Genomic DNA, 20369 nt, shown 5'->3' with positions numbered 1-20369 from the left:
CCGCGATTGCCCCCTCTCCCTAAGGGAGAGGGAGGGGCCCGCGCCGCAGGCGTGGGAGGGAGAGGGTTTACGCGGTCGGGAGATTGTCCCGTGCGAACCATCCACCGTCCCTAAACCCTCTCCCTCCCACGCTGCTTGCGCAGCGCGGGCCCCTCCCTCTCCCTCAGGGAGAGGGGCTCTGGCGGCCGGGCTCACAGCGCCCTCTGTGGGTCGAAGTTCGCCGTGTCGTAGTGGATGCCCCGGCGGTTCATTTCGTCCAGGCACTTGGGCCGCAGCCCCGTCGCCCGGAACTCGCCCTGCACATGGCCCTCGGCGTCGGTGCCGGTGCGGTGGAAGCCGAAGATCTCCTGCATCTGGACCACCTGGCCCTCCATGCCGGTGATCTCCGAGACGCTCATCACCTTCCGCTTGCCGTCCGACAGACGCATGACCTGCACGATCATCCCGACGGCCGAGGCGATCTGGCCGCGGATGCTTTCGGGCGTCAGGCTCAAACCGCCCATGGCCACCATCTGCTCCAGGCGGGTGATGGCGTCGCGCGGGGTGTTGGCGTGGATCGTCGCCATGCTGCCTTCGTGGCCGGTGTTCATGGCCTGCAGCATGTCGAAGGCTTCCTCGCCCCGGACCTCGCCCAGGATGACCCGGTCGGGACGCATCCGCAGGGCGTTCTTGACCAGCTCGCGCTGACGGATCTCGCCCTTGCCCTCGATGTTCGGGGGGCGCGTCTCCATCCGCACCACGTGCGGCTGCTGCAGCTGCAGTTCGCAGGCGTCCTCGATGGTGATCAGCCGCTCGCCCTCGCTGATGGCGGCGGAGAAGGCGTTCAGAAGCGTCGTCTTGCCGGAGCCGGTGCCGCCGCTGATCACGGTCGAGACCCGGGCCTTCACCGCCCCATGCAGGAACTCGGCGACACAGGCCGGCATGGCCCCGACGCCGACCAGCCGTTCCAGACTCAGCGGCTTCTTGGAGAACTTGCGGATCGACACCGCCGCGCCATCAACGGTGATCGGATAGATGGCCGCGTTGACCCGGCTGCCGTCGGCCAGGCGGGCGTCGACCATCGGGCTCGACTCGTCGATGCGCCGGCCGACGGCGGCGACGATGCGGTTGACGATGCGCAGCAGGTGGTCGTTGTCGCGGAAGCGGATGGGGGTCAGCTCCAGCTCGCCGCGCCGCTCGATGTAGACCTGGTTGGGCCCATTGATCAGGATGTCGTTGATCGACTCGTCCTTGAGCAGCGGCTCGATGGGGCCCAGGCCCACCATCTCGTCGAACACCTCGTGGCCCAGCTGGTCCAGCTCGACGGTGTTGAGGGCCAGGCGGCCGTCCCTGGCGAAATCCCCGACCAGCTTGCGCACCTGCCGGCGCATCTCGCCCTCGTCGAGCTCGCCGAGTTTCCCCAGATCGATTTCCTCGATCAGCCGGGCGTGCAGCCGCAGCCGCATGTCGAGCATCTCATTATCGACGCTGGAGGGCGGCGGGGTCTCGGGAACCGCGACGATGTGGGTGGCGACCCCCTCGAAGACCGGTTCCGGCTCGGCGCGGCGGAAGCTGAAGCGGGCCATCAGGCGGCCCTCACCGGTGCATGGGCCGGATGCGGCGCGGCGGCCAGCAGCCGGTCGACGAGGTCGTCGACGTCCTTGGCGATTCGACTCTTGGGCCGGTGGCTGCGGATCGGGCCGCCCAGGTTGACGCTGGCGGCGGCGGCTTCCCAGTCGCTGGTCAGGCCGCCGTCGACCTTGCGGCCCAGTGCTTTCTCGGCTTCCGATGTCGAGGGGGCCGGGCCGAACACCCGCTTGGCCAGGCGGTTTAGGATGATGCGCGGGCCCGGGCCTTCCGGCAGATCGGCCTCGAACTCAGCGACCAAACTGCGCGCGGCCAGCAGGGCCGGCACGGTCAGCTCACTGACCACCAGCAGGGCGTCGGACCCGGCCATCACATCCATGGTCCAGGACCGACGATGACGCGGCGCATCGACGATGACGAAATCATAGACCTGGCAGGCGACATCGAGCACCCGCAGCACCGCCTCGGCCGAGACGGCCTCGAAGCCGTGCGGATCGCGGGCCTGGGCGATCAGGTCGAAGCCGCCGGGGGCGGGGCTGGCGAACACCTCCAGCAGGGCGGCGTCGATGCGCTCGGGCTCCTGGCTGGCGCGGCCCAGCATCATGTTGGCGGCGGCGCCCAGGTAGGCGGCGCTGGCCCCGTCGGCGAGGTTGAGGTCGATCAGGCAGACCCGCTTCTTGCCTTGCGCCCGCTCAGCCAGGGCGGCGGCCAGCTCGACGCAGAGGGTGGTGGCGCCGGCGCCGCCGACGGCCCCGGTGACGGTCCAGCAGCGGCCGGTCTGCACATGCGGCGCTGGCGCCGCGATCTCGACCGGCTTGAGCAGCATCATCGCCGCCTCGGCCAGGTCCTTCGGGCCAAACGGCGCCTCGACCACATCGGCGCGCGGCAGGCGCAGCAGGGCCCGCATCAGCCCGGCCGGCATATGGTCGCCGGCCATGATGGCGGCCGGCGGGAAAGGCAGCTTTGCCAGCAGGGCGATGGCCTCGGCCAGGGCGACCGGATCGGCGGAGGCGTCCAGCACCGCCAGTTCCGGCTCATGGCCGGGCGGCCAGCCGGGGGGCAGGGCCTCGGCCCCGATGACCTCCAGGCGCGCGCCCTCGAAGGCGGCCCGGCAGGCTTCGGCCAGACCGGGACCGATGGCCAGTACGCGGCGGTCGGTGAAACTCATGGTCTGGCGTCCTTCAGTAGGGCGTGGGCAGTTCAGACGGCGTGGCGCCGACCGGGGTGGTCATCGGCTTGTCCATCACCATGCCCGCGAAGATGACGTCGATGGCGGTGGGTTCGGACCCGGCGATCATCGGATTGGGCGTCAGCGACTGGCTCTGCGCCGCCGTGGTCAGGCGCGGGGTGACGAGGATCAGCAGCTCGGTCTCTGACCGCTTCCAGCGCCCGGACTTGAACAGCGTCCCCAGCACCGGAATGTCGCCCACCCAGGGCAGCTGGCGCACGGCGTTGACATAGTCCTGCTGGAACATGCCGGCGATGGCGAAGCTCTCGCCGTCCCGCAGCTCGATGGTCGTCGAGGCGCGGCGCACGGTCAGGGCCGGCAGCTCATAGGCGCCGATCTTCAGGGCGTTGGTCGGATCCAGCGCGCTGACCTCGGGGGCGACCTTCAGGCGGATCAGACCGCTGTCCTGGACGGTCGGCGTGAACTTCAGGTTCACCCCGAACGGCTTGAACTCGATGGTCACCTCGCCGACCCCGGCCGGGACCGGATAGGGGAACTCGCCGCCGGCCAGGAAGGTGGCTTCCTCGCCGCTGATCGCCGCCAGGTTGGGCCGCGCCAGGGTGCGGATGACGCCCTTTTCCTCCAGCGCCCGCAGGGTGACGTCGATGGTGGTCGGGCCGACGTTGGTCGAGATGCCGAGCGTGCCCTGGGCCGGGTTGTTGCCGATCAGGCCAAGGCCCGAGCCGAACACCACGCCGCTGTTGTTGGCGATGGCCAGGTTGATGCCGAAGTCCTTGAGGCTGTCGCGGCTGGCCTCGAGGATGCGGACCTCCAGCATCACCTGCTGGGCGGCCTCGACGGTCAGGGTCGAGCTGACGCCGCCGGGGGCGTAGCGCTCGGCGATGGTCTTGGCGCGGGCGGCGACCGAGCTGGTCGAGACCTGCCCGGTCAGCATCAATCCGCCGGCCAGGTTCGACACCTTGATCGGCTCGCCGGGCAGGGCGGCGGTCATGTCGGCCTGGATGCCGGTCAGGTCGTGGCCGACCTTGACGTCAATGACCTCAACCAGCCGCTTATTGTTGTCGTAGACGAGGATGTTGGTCGCGCCGAGCGTCTTGCCGCGGATGTAGAGGCTGCGGTCGGTGTTGGCGACGATCTCGGCGATGTCGGGCTGGGCGACGACGATCTGACCGGCCGATCCGCTCAGCCGGAAGGCGGTCGACTTGTCCTTGGCCACGATGATCGAGCGGCTGGGCGCCGCGTCGGCGGTGAAGGTGGGGAAATCGACGTCCGGCAGCACGGCCGACGACAGGCTGGGCGTCGCGACCGGCGCGGCCTTCGGCGGCGTCTGGGCGAAGGCCGGGGCCGAGGCGAAAGCCAGGCAGGCGCCGGCGGTCAGGAACAGGGCGCGCATATCAATAGCCTCCCAGGCGATCGGTGGGCACCTGAACGGTCGTCCGCTCGGAGCCCTGGACCACGGTCAGGGTGTGTTGTTGGGGCGACGGGGCGACGGCCGGGCGGCGCGGGCCGGCGGCGCGTCGGATCGGCTTGACGCTGCCGACCGGCGTCGGGGCCAGACCCTTCGACGTCCAGGTCAGGGTGCGGACCGGCGCGGCCTCGGCCAGCTCGACCGAGCCGGTGCGGCGCAGGGCCAGGCTGAGCTCGCCGACCTGGGCGGCGACGGCGAGCTTGGCGGCGTCCTCGAGGGACACTTCCAGGGTGGCGGTCTTGGGGATGAACTTGTCGACGTTGGCCGGGTCGGCAATCAGGTCCATGCCCAACACCTTGACGTTCTGCAGCACCGCGCCACTGACCGCGCCCTTGCCGCCGACGCCCTCGACCTGGGCGCCCTCGGTCGGCTCCATGGCGACCAGCACATCGACCCGGTCGCCGGGGGTGACATGGCCGCCGCCGCCGGAAACGTCGGTGACCTTGATGGTGTAGGCCCGCATGCCCTCGCCGATGACGGCGGCGACATTGGCCTTGGTCCCGCCGCCCGACAGCTTGGCCGGCAGCAGGGGTTCACGGGCGGAGAGGCGCGCCAGGGTGACCGGGCCGCCGTTGTCCAGCGCCGTGACCGCGTCGATGGTCGAATAGGTCCCGTCGGGGACCGCGTCCCTGGGCAGCTTGAGGATCATCAGGTCCTTGGCCGCCAGCTTCACCCCGAACGGGATGTCGGCCTTGGCGGCGACGACGGGGATCAGGTTTGTGATCGGCGCGGCGGCCGCCGCCTTGCCTTGGCCGGTGTGGTCAGGGAGCATGGTCTTGGCGACCACCAGGGCTCCCACGCCTAGCAGGGCCGAGGCCCCCAGGCTGACAATCGTGGCGACACGCATTCTGACGTCCCCGCATTACCCCTGAAGAGTCGCAAATGCGCGGACTCCCCGAACCGGCCTGCAGGGTTACGGGTGGGGACTTAGGATATGCTCAAGATATACAGTAAAAGCCTGTACACCGTATTTGGGCGCGCCGGATGGTTAGCGAAAGTTGACTTCGATCGCCGTTTGTTATGATCGTTTAACTACAAATCGTGCCCTTGGAGACAGGTAGGCCGCGCTGCGGCCAACCCGACCCCTAACGGCTGTGGGCCAGGTTTCCCGCCAGATACGTCCGCTCGACTGTGCGGTCGTCGCCCAGCACCATCAGGGCGAACAGGCGTTCCGAAAGGCTGGCGGCGCGGTGGCGGGCGAGGCCCGGCGCTCCGCCCGGGTCCAGCACCACGAAGTCGGCCTCCATGCCGGGCTCGAAAGCGCCGATGCGGTCCTGCAGCCCCAGGGCCTCTGCGCCGCCACGTCCGGCCATGTAGAGAGCGGTCAGGGGATCCAGCGTCGTCCCTTTCAGCTGTCCGACCTTCCAGGCTTCCGCGGCCGTGGTCAGCAGACTCCAGCTGGTGCCGGCCCCGATGTCGGTGCCGAGCGCCACCTTGACCCCGAAACCTGTCGTCCGCTTGAGGTCGAACAGGCCGCTGCCGAGGAACAGGTTCGAGGTCGGGCAGAAGGCGCAGGCGCAGCGGGCCTGGCCCATCCGCCCCAGTTCCCGGTCGCTCAGGTGAATGGCGTGGGCGAACAGCGACCGGTCGGTGACCAGGCCGAATCGGTCGTAGACGTCGAGATAGTCGGCGGCCTCCGGGAAGGCCTGGCGGGTGGCCTCGATCTCGGCGGTGTTCTCCGAAAGATGGGTCTGCATCCAGACATCGGGGTTGTCGGCCACCAGCCGCCCGGCCAGGGCCAGCTGCTCGCGCGAACTGCCAAGCGCGAATCGCGGCGTCACCGCATAGCCCAGCCGGCCCCGGCCCCGCCAGGCGCGGATCAGGCCCGAGGTTTCCGCCGCCCCGCCCTCGGCCGTGTCGCGCAGGCCCTCCGGCCCCCTGTCCATCAGGCATTTGCCGGCGATCAGCCGCATGTCGCGGGCGAGGGCGTCCTCGAGCAGGACCTCGACCGATTCCCTGTGCACCGAGCCGAAGACCATGGCCGTGGTCGTGCCGTTGGCCAGCAGGCTGTTCAGGAATCGCCCCGCCGCCTCCCTGGCGTGGGACGGATCGGCGAAGGCCCGCTCGGCCGGGAAGGTGTAGCGCTCCAGCCAGTCGAGCAGGGCTCCGCCCGGCGAGGCGACCATGTCCAGCTGCGGAAAATGGATGTGGCCATCGACGAAGCCGGGGGTCAGGATCCGGCCGGGCAGATGCTCGACCGGCACGCCCTCCGGCAGGCCAGGGGCCAGGTCGCTCCAGGCTCCTGCGTCAACGATCCGGCCGTCTTCGACGAGCAGCAAGCCATCGGGAAAATGGCGCAGCGCCGCCACATTCGACGCCGGGTCGCCCAGGGTCCAGACCAGTTCCGACCGCCACCCCCGCAACCCCGACATCCGACCGTCTGCTCCGCCGCCGGGCGGATCGCGCCGGCCCCTGATCTCATAGCATGTTGAAACCCAAGACTATTACCCAATTCGGGTACTATGCCGACCAATATTCGCCGATAGAGCGAGTTACCCCCCAAACAAGGCACGTCGTCACAAATTTGGCGATAGACAGCCCGCCACCGTCTCGCCTAGGTTCGCCGAACGATGTTCCTATGAGGGGCGGAGTGCGTTCGCGCGCCCGCTCAAATGTTTAAGCAACCTGAGGGGGCTGCCAATGTCCGTTTCCATCCGCAATCGTCGCGTTTCCCTGCTGGCCAGCTCTTCGCTGGTCGCCGCCAGCCTGTTGGCCGGCGTCGCGGGTCTTGGCAGCCTCGTGCTGGCGCCAGGGGTGGCTGTCGCCGCCGATGAGTGCGGCAATCCGTCGGCCAATGCCGGCGGCAACGACACCTTCACCTGCGCCGGCGCGTACGTGAACATCGACTACACGGCGACGACCAACGGCAACCTGACCCTCAACCTCGAGGACGGCGTCACCGTCACCAACGGCATCGCCATCACCGGCAATGCCGGCGAGACCCTCACCGTCCGGGCCACGACCAACGTCGTCGGCGGCGGTGATCCCGTCGTGGTCAACCCCCTCGGCTACGCGATCAATATCCAGGGCCAGGGCCCGGCGGTCATCGTCGACCTGCGCTCCACCGACGTCGGCGTCGATGGCCTGCCCGGTCCGGCCATCGGGTCGGGCCGTGGCATCAACGCCACCAACACCGCCGGCGACACCCAGGTGCGGTTGAACGAAGGCGCGGTCACCGCCACGGCCGGCTTCGGCATCAACGCCACCTCGGCCGGCGGCGGCGACACCACCGTCTACCTGACCAACGGCGCGACCGTCACCTCGACCGGCACCGCCGTGCGGGCGATCTCCAACGGCGGCGTGGTCGACGTGGTCACCACCGGCCTGCTGACCTCGAACAACGAAGGCATCTTCGCCAACGGCACGGCGGGCGTCACCATCAGCGCCGGCGCCATCAACGCCGGAACCACCGGCATCAGCGCCACCTCGACGGGCGGCGCGGTCAACGTCACCACCACCGCGGGCGGCGTCACCGGCGCGACCGGCATCGTCACCAACTCGGGCACCAACAACGCCACCACCATCACCCTGGGCGACGATGTCACCGGCACGGCCGGCGCCGGCATCAGCTCGACCATCGGCGACGCCGACTACGTCCTCAACGCCACCGGCTTCAGCATCACCGGCACCGGCGCCCAGGGCGTCCATGTCACCTCCAACGGTGACGGCCTGATCACCCTGAACGTCACCGACGTCACCGGCGACGATGGCATCGAGGTCGATGCCATCACGGGCAACAATGGGGTGACCGTTGTCTCCGACGGCCTGATCACCGCCAACAACGGCGTCGGCGTCGATGTCGATTCCAACGGCCCGGTCAGCGTCACGGTCAACAATGTCACCGCCACCGGCTACGGCGTCATCGCCGACAGCGCCAACAGTTCGGCCAGCGTCACCGTCAACGGCGCGGTCACCGGCGGCGGCGGCGTGGCCGCCGAATCGGGCGGCGCGGGCGACGCCACGGTCACCCTGGCGGCCGGCTCCACCGTCGCCGGCACGGACGGCTTCTCCTACGGCGTCTTCGCTCAGGCGACCGGAACCGGCAATGTCATCGTGAGCATCAACGGCGACGTCACCGACGGCGGCGTCGGCGGCTTCGCCGGCAGCGGCGCGGTGCAGGTCACCGGGGCCGGCAACATCGGCATTCTTGCCCCCTTCGACGCCGTCGAGGTCTCCACCACCTCGGGCCTGATCAACGTCAACCTGACCGGCGACATCACCAGCAACCTCGCCGACGGCGTTGACGCCTCCAGCACGACCGGCCCGATCAGCATCACCCTCGGCGGTCTTGTCACCGCCGGCGACAATGGCGTCGAGGCCAGCAGCACCAGCGGCGCCATCGCCGTCGGCATCAGCGGCACGGTCACGGCCGGCGGCGACGGGGTCAACGTCGTCACCGGCGGGGCCGGCACGGCCACGGTGACGGTCTCCGGCTCGGTGACGGGCGACGACAGCGGCGTCAACGCCAGCACCAACGGTTCGGGCGACGCGACGGTCAACATCCTGGCCGGCGGCGCGGCGGCCACCACCGCTCCGGCCGTCGGTTACGGCGTGCTGGTCCAAACCTTTGGCTCGGGCAACGCCATCGTCATCAACGACGGCGCGGTCACCGAAGGCGGCATCGCCGCCTTCGCCAACGGCACGGGCAATGTCGATGTCAGCGGCTCCGGCTCGACCTTCGTCACCGGCGCCTTCGCGGCGGTCGATCTGTTCAGCGACAGCGGCGCGACCGTGGTCAGCCTGACCGGCCCGATCACCAGCACCGGCGGCGACGGCATCAACGCCCTGACCTTCTCGGGCGCCATCACCATCGGCACGAGCGGCGCGATCAGCGCCGGCGAAGACGGCATCGAGGCGACCAGCATCAGCGGCCTGGTCACCGTCAACAGCAGCGGCGGCACGATCGGCGCGACCGGCGACGGCATCAACGCCGCCAGCGATGGCGGCGTCGATGTCAACAACAACGCGGTGATCACCGCCGGCGGCACGGGCATCGCCGCCAGCGGCGCGGGCGCCACCACCGTCGACACCACCGCCAACGTCACCGGCGCGGTCGGCATCACCTCGACCAGCACGGGCGCCGGGACCTCGACCGTCACCGTCGGCGCCACGGCCGCCGTCACCGGCACGGCCGGTGACGCCATCACCGTCAGCACCAGCGCGGGCCTGGCCCAGGTCGTCACCCTCGGCGGCGCGATCACCTCCACCGGCGGCGACGGCATCGACGTCCAGACCACCGGCGGCGGCGCGATCATCGTCGGCGGCTCGAGCGCCATCGACGCCAGCGACGGCTTCGGCATCCGCGCCCTGACCCAGGGCGGCGACCTGACCGTCAACTACACGGGCGACATCGGTACGGTGGGCGACCCGACCGCCTTCGCCGGCATCCTGGGCTTCATCACGGCCGGGACCGGCAACATCAACATTACCTCGGTCAACAACATCTTCACGGACGGCGCCGGTATCAACGCCAACCACTCGGGCGCCAGCGGCGTCGTCAACGTCGGCTTCCAGGGCACGATGGTCGCCGGGGTGGTCGGCGTTTCCGCCGGAATCAGCGGCGCCGCCAACGCTGATGACGTGACCGTCACCATCGGTGACGGCTCCTCGATCACCGCCGGCTCCACTGGGGTCCTGGCGGTCAACGCTGGGCTGGGCGAAGCCACCACCCTGATCGGGGCCGGCGTCACCATCGACCCGGACGACTACGGGACCTCGACCGTCTCGGCGGCCAACGACGCCACGGTGTCGGTCGGCAACAACGCCGTGATCGTGGTCACCAACACCGACGGCGACGCCACGGCCACCGGCGTCCACGCCTCCAGCGGCCAGGCGGCGGATGATGCGGTCGGTGACGAATCGACCGAGATCCTCATCGGCACCGGCCTGTCGATCACCATCGACGATGGCGCGGGCGGCGACGCCGACGGCGCCTCGGGCGTGTTCGGCGAAGCGACCGGCGCGGCCGGCAGTGTCGCAGTCGTCATCGGCGACGGCCTGAACATCGCCATGACCGGCAACGGCGCGGTGGGTGTGGGCGGCTCCAGCGTCGGCGGCGATGTCACCATCCTCACCGGCACGGGCACGATCGACATCCTCGGCCTCGACAACGTCGATGGCGCGGGCAACTTCCCGGGCTCGGCCGGCATCGGCGCCCAGTCGACCAGTGGAAACATCTTCGTCCAGTCGGCCACCTCGATCAGCGTCAACAATGGCGCGCTGGACGCGGCCGGCATCTTCGCCGGCACGGGCGGCGCCGGCAACGCCGTCGTCGTCAACACCGGACAGATCCTGTCCAGCGGCGTCGGCATCGGCGCCGAAGGGGCCGACGGTCTGGTCTCGGTCAACAACAGCGCCTTCATTGGTTCGATTTCCAACGGCATCAACGCCGAATCGACCGGCACGGGCAGCGTCCAGGTGATCAACACCGGGGCCATCACGAGCCTGGCCGCGTCCGGTATCACCGTCGTCAACAGCGGCGGTGACGGCACGGTCTTCGCCAGCAACACCGGCACGCTCAACGTCTCGTTCGACGGTATCCAGGCGGGCAACACCAACGCCGCGAGCACCGGAATCGTCCAAGTCACCAACAGCGGCACGATCAACGCCAACCTCGGCGGCGGCGGCGGCTTCGGCATCTTCGCCACTCAGTCGGGCACGGGCGGCATCCTGATCAACAACTCCGGCGCCATCACCGGCTCGGCGGCTTCCGGCATCGTCGCCGCCGACGGCGCCGCGTCCGGCGGCATTACCATCTTCAACACCGGCGCGATCGGAACGTCGGCGGACGGGGTGACCGATTTCGGCATCGTCGGCATCGCCCTCAACGGGGCTTCGATCAACATCCAGTCGACGGGCGGGGCCATCTGGGCCGACGGCGTTGGCATCCGCGCCAACTCCCAGAGCACGGGCGGCGCCCAGGTCTACACCACCGGCGGTTCCGTCAACGCCACCGGCGGCGCTGGCTCGGTCGGCCTGTGGGCCAACAGCGTCGGCGGCCTGACGCAGGTGGCCAACAATGTCGCGGTCAACTCGGCCGGCACCGGCATCCTGGCGACCAACACCACCGGGGCCATCAACGTCGGCACCTCCGGCGTGGTGACCGCCACCGTCGACGACGCCATCCGCACCAGCGCGACGACCGGAACCTCCACGATCTTCACGGTCGCCGGCGGGGACCTGGTCAGCACCAGCGGCGACGGCATCGACGCCACCAGCACCACCGGCACGATCGATATCGACACTGTCGGCACGATCCAGGCTGGCGGGGCGGGCATCACCGCCACCGCGAGCGGCGCGGGTGTCATCACCATCGACACCACGGCGGCCTCGACGATCAACGCCACCGGTGACGGCATCTTCGCCAGCTCGGCGGGCGGCGCGGTCACGGTCACCAACGGCGGCACGGTCTCTGGCGGCGCTGACGGCATCCAGACCGTCAACAGCGGCGCGGGCGTCAGCATCCTGAACGTCAACGCCAACGTCACGGCCACCGGCGCGGGGGCCTCGGCCCTCAACGCCGTCACCACCGGCACGGGCGCGGTCAGCGTCCTGATCGCCAACGGCCGCACCATCCAGGACGTCAATGGCAGCGCCATCCGCACCGGTTCGGGCGGCGGCGCGGTCACCGTCAACACCGGCACGGGCTCGACCATTGTCGGCTCCGGCGCGGGCGCGGGCGGCTGGGTTGTGGATCTGAACAACGCGGCGGGCGGCACGACGACCTTCAACGTCGGCGCCACCACCACGGTCCGTTCGACCGACAACACCATCACCGGCTATGACGACAACGCCATCCGCGGCATCGGCGGCAGCGTGATCATCAACAACGCCGGCCGCATCAACGGTCGCGTGCTGTTCAGCGGCCTGACCGGCAACGTGGTGTTCAACAACAGCTCGGTGACCAGCTGGCACACCACCGGCGCCTCGGTCTTCTCGGGCGGCGCGGATGTCCTGAACAACACCGGCGCCATCTTCACCAACGCCGGCGGCGTCGCCACCAGCTTCGACTTCGGAGCCGGCGCCGACACCTTCACCCAGGCCGGTCTGTTGGTCGTCGGCGAGCCCACGCTCGGCGCCTCCACCCTGACCATCACCAACCTGGAAAGCTTCAACAACAGTGGCCGGATCGTCTTCGGCTCCAGCGGCACGACCCTCGCGGCCGTGTCCGACGGCCAGATCAACGATCGCATCCTGGCGTCGGGCGCCACCTTCAACGGCACGGGCTCCAGCCTGCTGTCGATGGACGCCGACCTCGGCCCGACGACCCAGACCAGCTGCGCCGTCCTGACCGCCGCCGACTGCCTCAGCCTCACCGGCGGCAGCACGCTCGGATCGACCTCGATCCTGGTCAACGACGTCAGCGCCAACGCCTTCGGGGCCTTCAACCCTGTCGGTATCGTTCTGGTCGATGTCTCCGGCGCCGGCTCGACCGCCGCGACCCACTTCTCGCTGAACAGCGCGTCCGACTTCTGGCGCGCCGACCTCAACTCGGCCGACGGCGTGCTCGACAAAGGCCTGTTCTTCTACGACCTGACCCTCAACGGCAACAAACAGCATGTCCTGGTCGGCCTGCCCGACAGCGAGGCCTTCGAGTTCACGACCTTCGGGGCCGCCCTGACCAGCATCTGGCAGACGACCACGGGGACCTGGTTCGAGCGTCAGGCCGACCTGCGCAGCCAGCTGCCGTCGCTGGACGACAGCGGCGCGGGCCTGTGGATGAAGATCACCGGGGCCGCGGCCGAACGTGACCGGATCCAGGGCTACGACCTGTTCGGGGTCAGCTACAAGTTCGACACCTCCTACGCCCAGGACACCATCAGCCTGATCGGCGGCCTGGACTTCATGGGCGGCGGTTCGGGCAAGGCGTGGGTCGTCGGTGGCCAGATCGGCTATGTCGACAGCGACGTGACCTTCGACAACTCCTCGACCGTGACCTCCTTCGAGGGCATGACCTTCGGGGTGTACGGCTCCTACGTCGCCGGTCCCTGGTTCGTCGACGCCATCGTCAACGCCAACAGCCTCGACTACGACCATCAGGCGATCTCCCTGGCTCCGGCCGGCTCGAACGTCTTCTCCGGTTCGGTCGATACCCTCGGCCTGCAGGTCGAAGGCGGCTGGTCGATGCCGCTCGGCGCCAACGGCTTCTTCGAACCGCTGGGCTCGCTGTCCTACCTCTCCTCGTCGATCGACGCGGTGGACGTGCCGGGGGCGAACGTCGACTTCGACGACGTCACCAGCCTGCGCCTCAGCCTCGGCGGTCGCCTGGGCCTGACCGCCGACCACGGGACCTTCTCGTCCAAGTGGGCGGTCGTCGCCCGCTACTGGAACGAGTTCGAGGGCGAGAACGACGTGACCTTCCACTCGGCCGGTCCGGACTTCACGCTCAGCGACGACTTCTCCGGCAGCTTCGGCGAAGTCGGCGGCACCGTGAACGTGTTCGGCGCCGACGACCGCTTCTCGGCCTTCCTGAACCTCGGTGTGAAGTTCCAGGACGACTACCAGTCGACGGAAGGCTCGCTCGGCATCCGCTGGCGCTGGTAGGCGCATCGCCAACGTATCAAGGCATTGTGGACGGGCCGGTCATCAGACCGGCCCGTTTGCATTCCGGCCTGCAATGCGGCGCCGGCCAAAGCGCCCGATCGACGAGGCCGTTGATCTCTTCAACAGGATCAATACGCTCCAGGCCGCCATGGAGAGCCGTGGGGTCATCAAAACCAACCGTCGCGACGCCGCCTAATGCGGCATCAGGAGTAAGCCCGTGATCAAGACCCTCAGCCTGGGCCTGGCGGCCACCCTATTCATGGTCGCCGCGCCCTCCGCCCAGACGCCGCCCGTCAAGCCGGCCGTTCCTCCAGCCGCCAGACCGGCCCCGCCGCCGGCCGCCAGGGCCCCGGCCCCGCCGCCGATTCCGCTGGGTCCGCCCCGCGCCTTCGCCGGCTACACCCAACCCGAGATCGGCGCCGCCGCCTGCCGGGTCGTCAGCCAGGCCAAGACGATCTGCACCATCCCGGCCATGACCGCCGGCCGCTACCGCATCACCGCCACCGGCACCGCCACCGCCACGGCGGCGGCCGTCACCAAGGGCGAGGGCGCGGCCCAGGCGCTGCAGTTGGACGTGGGTCAACGCATCTGTGGTCGCGCCGATCGCCGACCGACCAAGGACAATGTCTGGAGCACCGGAGCCCAGACCCTGATCGCCGTCTGCGAGGTCACCATCCTCACCGATCGGCCGATCGACATCGCGGCCGTCACCGGCGAAGCCAACGCGACACCGGACCCGAAAGGGCCGACCTTGAAGGTCGAGCGCCTGCCCTGGGACGGCATCCTGGCCAGCGGCTTTACCGCCGGCGCCCCCGCGCCCGCGCCGAAGTAGGGGGCGTCGATGGCTCGCTTCCTGATCCAGTTCCTGTTCGCTGTCGCAGGCTTCTGGGCCGCCCAGGCCTTCGTGCCTGGCATCGCCGTGCACGGCTGGACCAGCCTGGTCATCGCCGCCTTCCTGCTCGGCATCGCCAACGCCATCGTGCGGCCGATCCTGGTGGTGCTGACCTTCCCGGTGGTGTTCATCACCTTCGGACTGTTCCTGCTGGTCATCAACGCGGCCATGCTCGGGCTGGTCGCGCTGCTGATGCCGGGGCTCGAAGTCAGCGGCTTCTGGCCCGCCGTCTTCGGCGCCATCATCATCGGCATCGCCAGCTGGATCGGCTCCAAACTGGTCGGCGAGGCGCAAGCCAGGGGCTGAGGCTGGCGCTTCATCCTCGCCTCTGTTAGAGCCCGGGGCATGACCCGTGTCCGGATGACTTCGCGAATTACCCGCCCGGCGTGACGCCGCCGGCCTCCGTCGCGCGCGCCGGGATCTTCTTCGCCCGTCCGATCAGATAAATCCGAGACCTTGACCATGGCCGACGACGCCACACCTCCCCGCGACTACCGCGAAACCGTCTTCCTTCCCGACACCCCCTTCCCGATGCGCGCGGGCCTGCCCAAGCTCGAGCCCGAGATCCTGAAAAGCTGGGAAGAGGCCGATCTCTACAACGCCATCCGCGCCGACCGGCAGGCCAGCGGCGCCCCGCTGTTCGTGCTGCACGATGGCCCGCCCTACGCCAACGGCGCCATCCACATCGGCCATGCGCTGGACAAGACGCTGAAGGACTTCGTGGTCCGCAGCCGCTTCCTGCTCGGCTTCGACGTCGACTTCGTGCCCGGCTGGGACTGCCACGGCCTGCCCATCGAATGGGAGATCGAAAAGGAATTCAAGGCCAAGGGACGCGCCAAGGACGAGGTCCCTTCGGCCGAATTCCGCAGCCGCTGCCGTGAATTCGCCGGCCACTGGATCGGCGTCCAGATGGAGGGGTTCAAGCGCCTCGGCGTGCTCGGCGACTGGGAAAACCGCTACGCCACCATGGACTTCACCAGTGAAGCCACCATCGTCGCCGAGTTCCACAAGTTCGCCGCCAGCGGCCAGCTCTACCGCGGCTCCAAGCCGGTGATGTGGAGCCCGGTCGAGCGCACTTCCCTGGCCGAGGCCGAGATCGAGTACGCCGACCACGTCAGCCCGACCATCTGGGTCAAGTTCCCGGTCACCAAGGGCCTCGACGACGCGGCGGTGGTCATCTGGACCACCACCCCCTGGACCATCCCGGCCAACCGGGCGATCAGCTTCAACCCGGCCATCGACTACGGCCTCTACCGCATCGACAGCCTCGAGGCCGACCTCGCCTTCGAGCCCTGGGTGAAGCCCGGCGACCGGCTGGTGCTGGCCGACAAGCTGGCCGAGGAGGTTCTCAAGGCCGCCAAGGCCGCCAGCTGGACCCGCCTCGACGCCGTCGATCCGGCCGGCCTGACCACCGCCCACCCCCTGGCGGCCCTCGCCTCCGACGCCGACGACCGCAAGGGCTTCGGCTTTGCCGTGCCGCTGCTGGCCGGCGACCACGTCACCGACGACGCCGGCACCGGCTTTGTCCACACCGCCCCCGGCCACGGGGCCGAGGACTATCTGGTCTGGCTCAAGCATGGCCACAAGGACATCCCCGAAACCGTCGATCCGGACGGCGCCTACTACCCCCACGTCCCGCTGTTCGCCGGCCTGAAGGTGCTGGAGACCGAGGGCAAGAAGCTCGGCAAGTTCGGTCCCGCCAACCCGGCGGTGATGGACAAGCTGATCGAGGCCGGCACGCTGCTGGCCCGTGGCCGCCTCGAACACAGCTATCCGCACAGCTGGCGCTCCAAGGCCCCGGTCATCTTCCGCAACACGCCGCAATGGTTCGTGCGGATGGACGGGGAGGGCGCCGGCCCGACGCTGCGCGACAAGGCCCTGGCCGCCATCGACGCCACCACCTTCTATCCGGAGGGCGGCCGCACCCGCATCCGGGGCATGGTCGAGACCCGGCCCGACTGGCTGATCAGCCGCCAGCGCGCCTGGGGCACGCCGCTGGCCATGTTCGTCGACAAGGAGACGGCCCAGCCCCTGGTCGATCCGGCCGTCAACCAGCGCATCACCGACCTGATCGCCGCCGAGGGAGCCGACGCCTGGTACCAGCGCCCGGCCAGTGACTTCCTCGGCGACCACGACCCGGCGAAGTTCGAGAAGGTCGAGGACATCCTCGACGTCTGGTTCGACTCCGGCTCGACCCACGCCTTCACCCTGGAAGGCCGCAACAACACCCACTGGCCGGCCGACCTCTATTCGGAAGGCTCCGACCAGCATCGCGGCTGGTTCCAGTCCTCCCTGCTGGAGGCCTGCGGCACCCGCGGCGTCGCCCCCTACAAGGCGGTGGTCACCCACGGCTTCACCCTCGACGAACAGGGCCGCAAACAGTCCAAGTCGCTGGGCAACGTCACCGCCCCGGCCGACATCATCAAGGAATACGGCGCCGAGATCCTGCGCCTGTGGACGGCTCTGACCGACTACGCCGAGGACCAGCGGATCGGCAAGACCATCCTTGCCGGGGTCTCCGACGCCTATCGCAAGCTGCGCAACACCCTGCGCTACATGCTGGGCGCCCTGGCCGACTTCGACGAGGCCGAACGCGTGCCTTACGAAGAGCTGCCGTCGCTGGAACGCTACATCCTGCACCGCCTTTGGGACCTCGACGGCCAGGTGCGCGAGGCCTACGGCGCCTATCAATACGCCGACGTCCTGCGCCCGGTGCTCGACTTCTGCCAGGGCGACCTGTCCAGCCTGTTCTTCGACATCCGCCGCGACAGCCTCTACTGCGACCGCCCGGACGCCCTGAACCGCCGCGCCTATCGCACGGTGCTGGACGCGGTGTTCGAGCGGCTGACCGCCTGGCTGAACCCCATCGCCCCCTTCACCATGCACGAGGCCTGGGCCAGCCGCTTCCCGGAGGCCCGTCCCAACGCCTTCCGCGTCATCCCGGACACCCCGGCCGACTGGCGCAGCGATGACGACGCCGCCCGCTGGGCCCGGATCGGCGAGGTCACCTCGGCCGTCACCGCCGCCCTGGAAGTCGAGCGCCGTGAAAAGCGCATCGGCTCCTCGCTGGAGGCCGCCCCGGTGGTCTCCGTCGGCGATCCGGCCCTGCGGTCGGCCTTCGACGGCCTCGACCCCGCGGAGATCTTCCGCACCAGTTCGGCCCGCTTCAAGGAAGGCGGCGAGGGCGTCAGCGTCGATCCCGCCCTGGCCGAAGGTGAGAAGTGCGCCCGCTGCTGGCGCATCCTCACCGAGGTCAAGCCGTCCACCCAGCTGTGCCTGCGTTGCGAAGACGCCGTCGCCGCCTGGGACAAGGCGCATTCGGCCTGATATCGGTAGGCGGAACCTAAGGAGCGCTCAGCGTTGAGTCTCGAGACCCCGGAAACGCCGGCCGATCCTCAGATCGCCCCGCCCCCTGTCCCGGCCGCCGAAAAGTCGGCCGGGGGTCAGGGTCCCACCGCCTACAGCCTGGCCCTGGCCGTGCTGCTCGGCGACCAGATCAGCAAGATGTGGTTCCTGGCCCAGGGCTTCGCCGAGGGCCAGTCGTCACCTGTGTTCGGCCCCTTCTCCCTGACCATGGTCTGGAACCGGGGCGTCTCCTTCGGCCTGTTCCGGGCCGATCAGGAGTGGATTCGCTGGGCCCTGACGCTGTTTTCCCTGGGCGTGGCCATCACCATCGCGGTCTGGGCCCGCAAGGTATCGCGGCCGCTGCTCGGCTGGGCTTTCGGCCTGATCATGGGCGGCGCGGTCGGCAACATGATCGACCGGATCCGCTTCGGGGCGGTCGCCGATTTCCTCGATTTCCACGGCCTGGGCTTCCCCTGGGTGTTCAACATTGCAGACAGTGCAATCTCCATCGGGGTTGTCCTCCTTCTGATCGACACATTCCTCGCCGACCGTAAGGCGAAGCGCGCCTAACTGACCCGGTTGGCGCCCGCATCGTTCTGGCGTATCTGATCCACACTGAATTTTGGCCGGGGGGCCACTGGAGTTTCTCTTTGGCTATGAAGCTGAACCGCGCGATCGTCATCACCGCCCTGGTGGCCAGCGCCGGCCTCGCCGGTTGCCAGTCCGCCTCCAAGGCGCTGGGTATGGCCAAGATCACCCCGGACGAATTCAAGGTCGTCACCAAGGCCCCGCTGGTGGTGCCGCCGGACTACGCCCTGCGTCCGCCGGCCCCCGGCGAGCCCCGCCCGGCCGAGCTCGAGCCCGACAGCGCCTCCCGCGCCTCGGCCCTGGCCCGCGCCCAGGCGACCGAGCGTTCGGACGGTGAAAAGGTCCTGGTCGCCAAGGCCGGCGCCAATAACGCCGATCCGCTGGTCCGCTACGTCGTCGACGACGAGTTCGGCGATGTCGCCCACAAGGAAAAGAGCTTCGCCGACACGGTGATGTTCTGGAAGAAGGACAAGGCCCCGACCGCCTCGGCCGACCCCTCGACCGCCCCGGTCGTCGACGCCGCCGCCGAGGAAGAGCGGATCAAGACCCTCACCGGCGGCAAGTCGGTCGTCATCAAGCGCGAAAAGAGCGGCTGGGTGAAGCTGCCGGGGCTGTAGGGCTCACGGCGCTCACCAATCCATCCTCCACCGTCATCCTCGGACTTGTTCCGAGGACCCATTCGTCCGCCGCACGAACGGTCGGTAGTCTGTCGCCGCCGGCGCGGCGCCCGTCATTGGCTTGTCGACGCTGACCCATGGGTCCTCGGGACAAGCCCGAGGATGACGATGGCGGGAGTATGGGACCCTACCCCGCACTGGCCGGCGTATCGATCCGGAACCCCCGGGCCCGCAACTGGTCCAGCACCCCGCCGCGCGCCAGCAGCTGACGCAGTTCGACCACCGCCACCGCCTTGCCGGGCACGCCCATCTGCCGGGCGATGGCGCCGGAGGTATCCCCCATCGCCCTGCGGCTCAGGGTCGCCAGGGCCGGCAACCGCGCCAGGCAGCGATCGAACCCCCGCTCGGCCCGCAGCGCCGCCTTCACATCGCCCCGCGCCCAGCCGGCCGCCGCCTCGCGGATGCGTCCGCGCCCGGCCTCGACCTCGTCCAGCCCGTCCTCCAGGCAGATGCGATGGGTGGCGTCGTCGAGGGTCAGCATCGACCGCACCGCCGGCATCGGATCGATCGCCGCCCCGGCCCTCACCTGTTTGACCCTGGCCTTGCGGGCCAGGACCAGGATTCGCCCCTCCGGCTGATCGCCATCCAGCTTCAGCGGCTTCTGCATCTCGCCGGTCAGCAGGGCGCCCTGCACCCCGGGCTTCCATTTGGCCAGCCGCTCCGGCTTGACCTTCAGGCCGGCCCGGGCCCGCTCCATCCGCGCCGCCAGCTCGCCCTGCACCGGCGTCCCGCCCTGGAACTTCTTCTGATTTGTCAGGAAGAAGGTGGTCATCACCACCGGCCGGGCCTTGATCTTCGGCGGCAGGATCAGCGCCTTGGCGCCGTCCAGCCGCATCGCCAGCCGCCGCTCATCCCATTTGGTCCCCTTGGGCAAGGACCCGGGCACGCCCAGAACGTAGATGGTGGTGTCGCCGTCCGACACCTTCCAGAAGGCCGGCCCGCCGAGGTTGGACGAAATGACCAGTTCCTCGACCAGCGTCCCCTCGGGGTCGTCTGCAGGCTGGGCCGTGGCGGTCAGCGGCGCGAAGGGCCATATGGCCATCATCGCGGCCAGGGCCGTCGTCAGGAGACGTCTGTTGATCGCTGCGGTCATGACCACCG

General features: G+C 69.3%; 12 protein-coding genes. 6 read left to right on the top strand and 6 right to left on the bottom strand.

The features are described from left to right. Positions 1-191: 191 nt before the first annotated feature. The 5 genes from O5I81_RS19700 to guaD all read right to left on the bottom strand — a co-directional run bounded on the left by O5I81_RS19700 (position 192) and on the right by guaD (position 6595). Entirely contained in the window at positions 192-1565 is a 1374-nt protein-coding gene (locus tag O5I81_RS19700; RefSeq protein ID WP_271066566.1) for a CpaF family protein, read from the bottom strand. Then, positions 1565-2734, bottom strand: coding sequence for an AAA family ATPase (locus O5I81_RS19695; protein ID WP_271066565.1), 1170 nt, complete (start codon positions 2732-2734; stop codon positions 1565-1567). Before O5I81_RS19695 ends, O5I81_RS19700 begins: the two co-directional genes overlap by 1 nt. Positions 2735-2747: 13 nt before the next feature. After that, a complete protein-coding gene (locus O5I81_RS19690) occupies positions 2748-4148 on the bottom strand; it encodes a type II and III secretion system protein family protein (RefSeq protein WP_271066564.1) in 1401 nt (466 codons plus the stop codon). A 1-nt stretch (position 4149) separates the two neighbouring features. Further along, positions 4150-5070 carry a Flp pilus assembly protein CpaB gene (gene cpaB, locus O5I81_RS19685; protein ID WP_271066563.1) on the bottom strand — a complete coding sequence of 307 codons (921 nt, stop codon included), beginning with the start codon at positions 5068-5070 and terminating at the stop codon, positions 4150-4152. A 238-nt stretch (positions 5071-5308) separates the two neighbouring features. Then, positions 5309-6595: a guanine deaminase gene (guaD, locus tag O5I81_RS19680; protein ID WP_348637271.1), complete on the bottom strand. Its 1287-nt coding sequence runs from the start codon at positions 6593-6595 to the stop codon at positions 5309-5311. Positions 6596-6863: 268 nt separating this feature from the next. Here guaD and O5I81_RS19675 point away from each other — a divergent pair, with 268 nt between their 5' ends. From O5I81_RS19675 to O5I81_RS19650, 6 genes are all read left to right on the top strand, one after another. After that, positions 6864-13766, top strand: coding sequence for a hypothetical protein (locus O5I81_RS19675; protein WP_271066562.1), 6903 nt, complete (start codon positions 6864-6866; stop codon positions 13764-13766). A 217-nt stretch (positions 13767-13983) separates the two neighbouring features. Further along, positions 13984-14598: a hypothetical protein gene (locus O5I81_RS19670; RefSeq protein ID WP_271066561.1), complete on the top strand. Its 615-nt coding sequence runs from the start codon at positions 13984-13986 to the stop codon at positions 14596-14598. A 9-nt stretch (positions 14599-14607) separates the two neighbouring features. Then, on the top strand, positions 14608-14964 hold the full coding sequence (locus tag O5I81_RS19665) for a phage holin family protein (protein ID WP_271066560.1): 357 nt from the start codon (positions 14608-14610) through the stop codon (positions 14962-14964). A 156-nt stretch (positions 14965-15120) separates the two neighbouring features. Next, on the top strand, positions 15121-17985 hold the full coding sequence (gene ileS, locus O5I81_RS19660) for an isoleucine--tRNA ligase (protein ID WP_271066559.1): 2865 nt from the start codon (positions 15121-15123) through the stop codon (positions 17983-17985). Positions 17986-18057: 72 nt separating this feature from the next. After that, positions 18058-18573, top strand: a complete 516-nt coding sequence (lspA, locus tag O5I81_RS19655; protein ID WP_271069063.1) for a signal peptidase II — start codon at positions 18058-18060, stop codon at positions 18571-18573. An 86-nt stretch (positions 18574-18659) separates the two neighbouring features. Further along, positions 18660-19208 carry a DUF3035 domain-containing protein gene (locus O5I81_RS19650; protein WP_271066558.1) on the top strand — a complete coding sequence of 183 codons (549 nt, stop codon included), beginning with the start codon at positions 18660-18662 and terminating at the stop codon, positions 19206-19208. A 187-nt stretch (positions 19209-19395) separates the two neighbouring features. Here O5I81_RS19650 and O5I81_RS19645 read toward each other — a convergent pair whose 3' ends face one another. Further along, positions 19396-20361, bottom strand: coding sequence for a TraB/GumN family protein (locus tag O5I81_RS19645; protein WP_271066557.1), 966 nt, complete (start codon positions 20359-20361; stop codon positions 19396-19398). Between the last annotated feature and the right edge of the window lie 8 nt (positions 20362-20369).

The sequence above is a fragment of the Caulobacter sp. NIBR1757 genome, assembly GCF_027912495.1.
In the GTDB taxonomy this organism is placed as follows: domain Bacteria; phylum Pseudomonadota; class Alphaproteobacteria; order Caulobacterales; family Caulobacteraceae; genus Caulobacter.
Note: the sequence above shows the minus strand (reverse complement) of the source record. Positions and strands in the feature narration are given on the sequence as shown.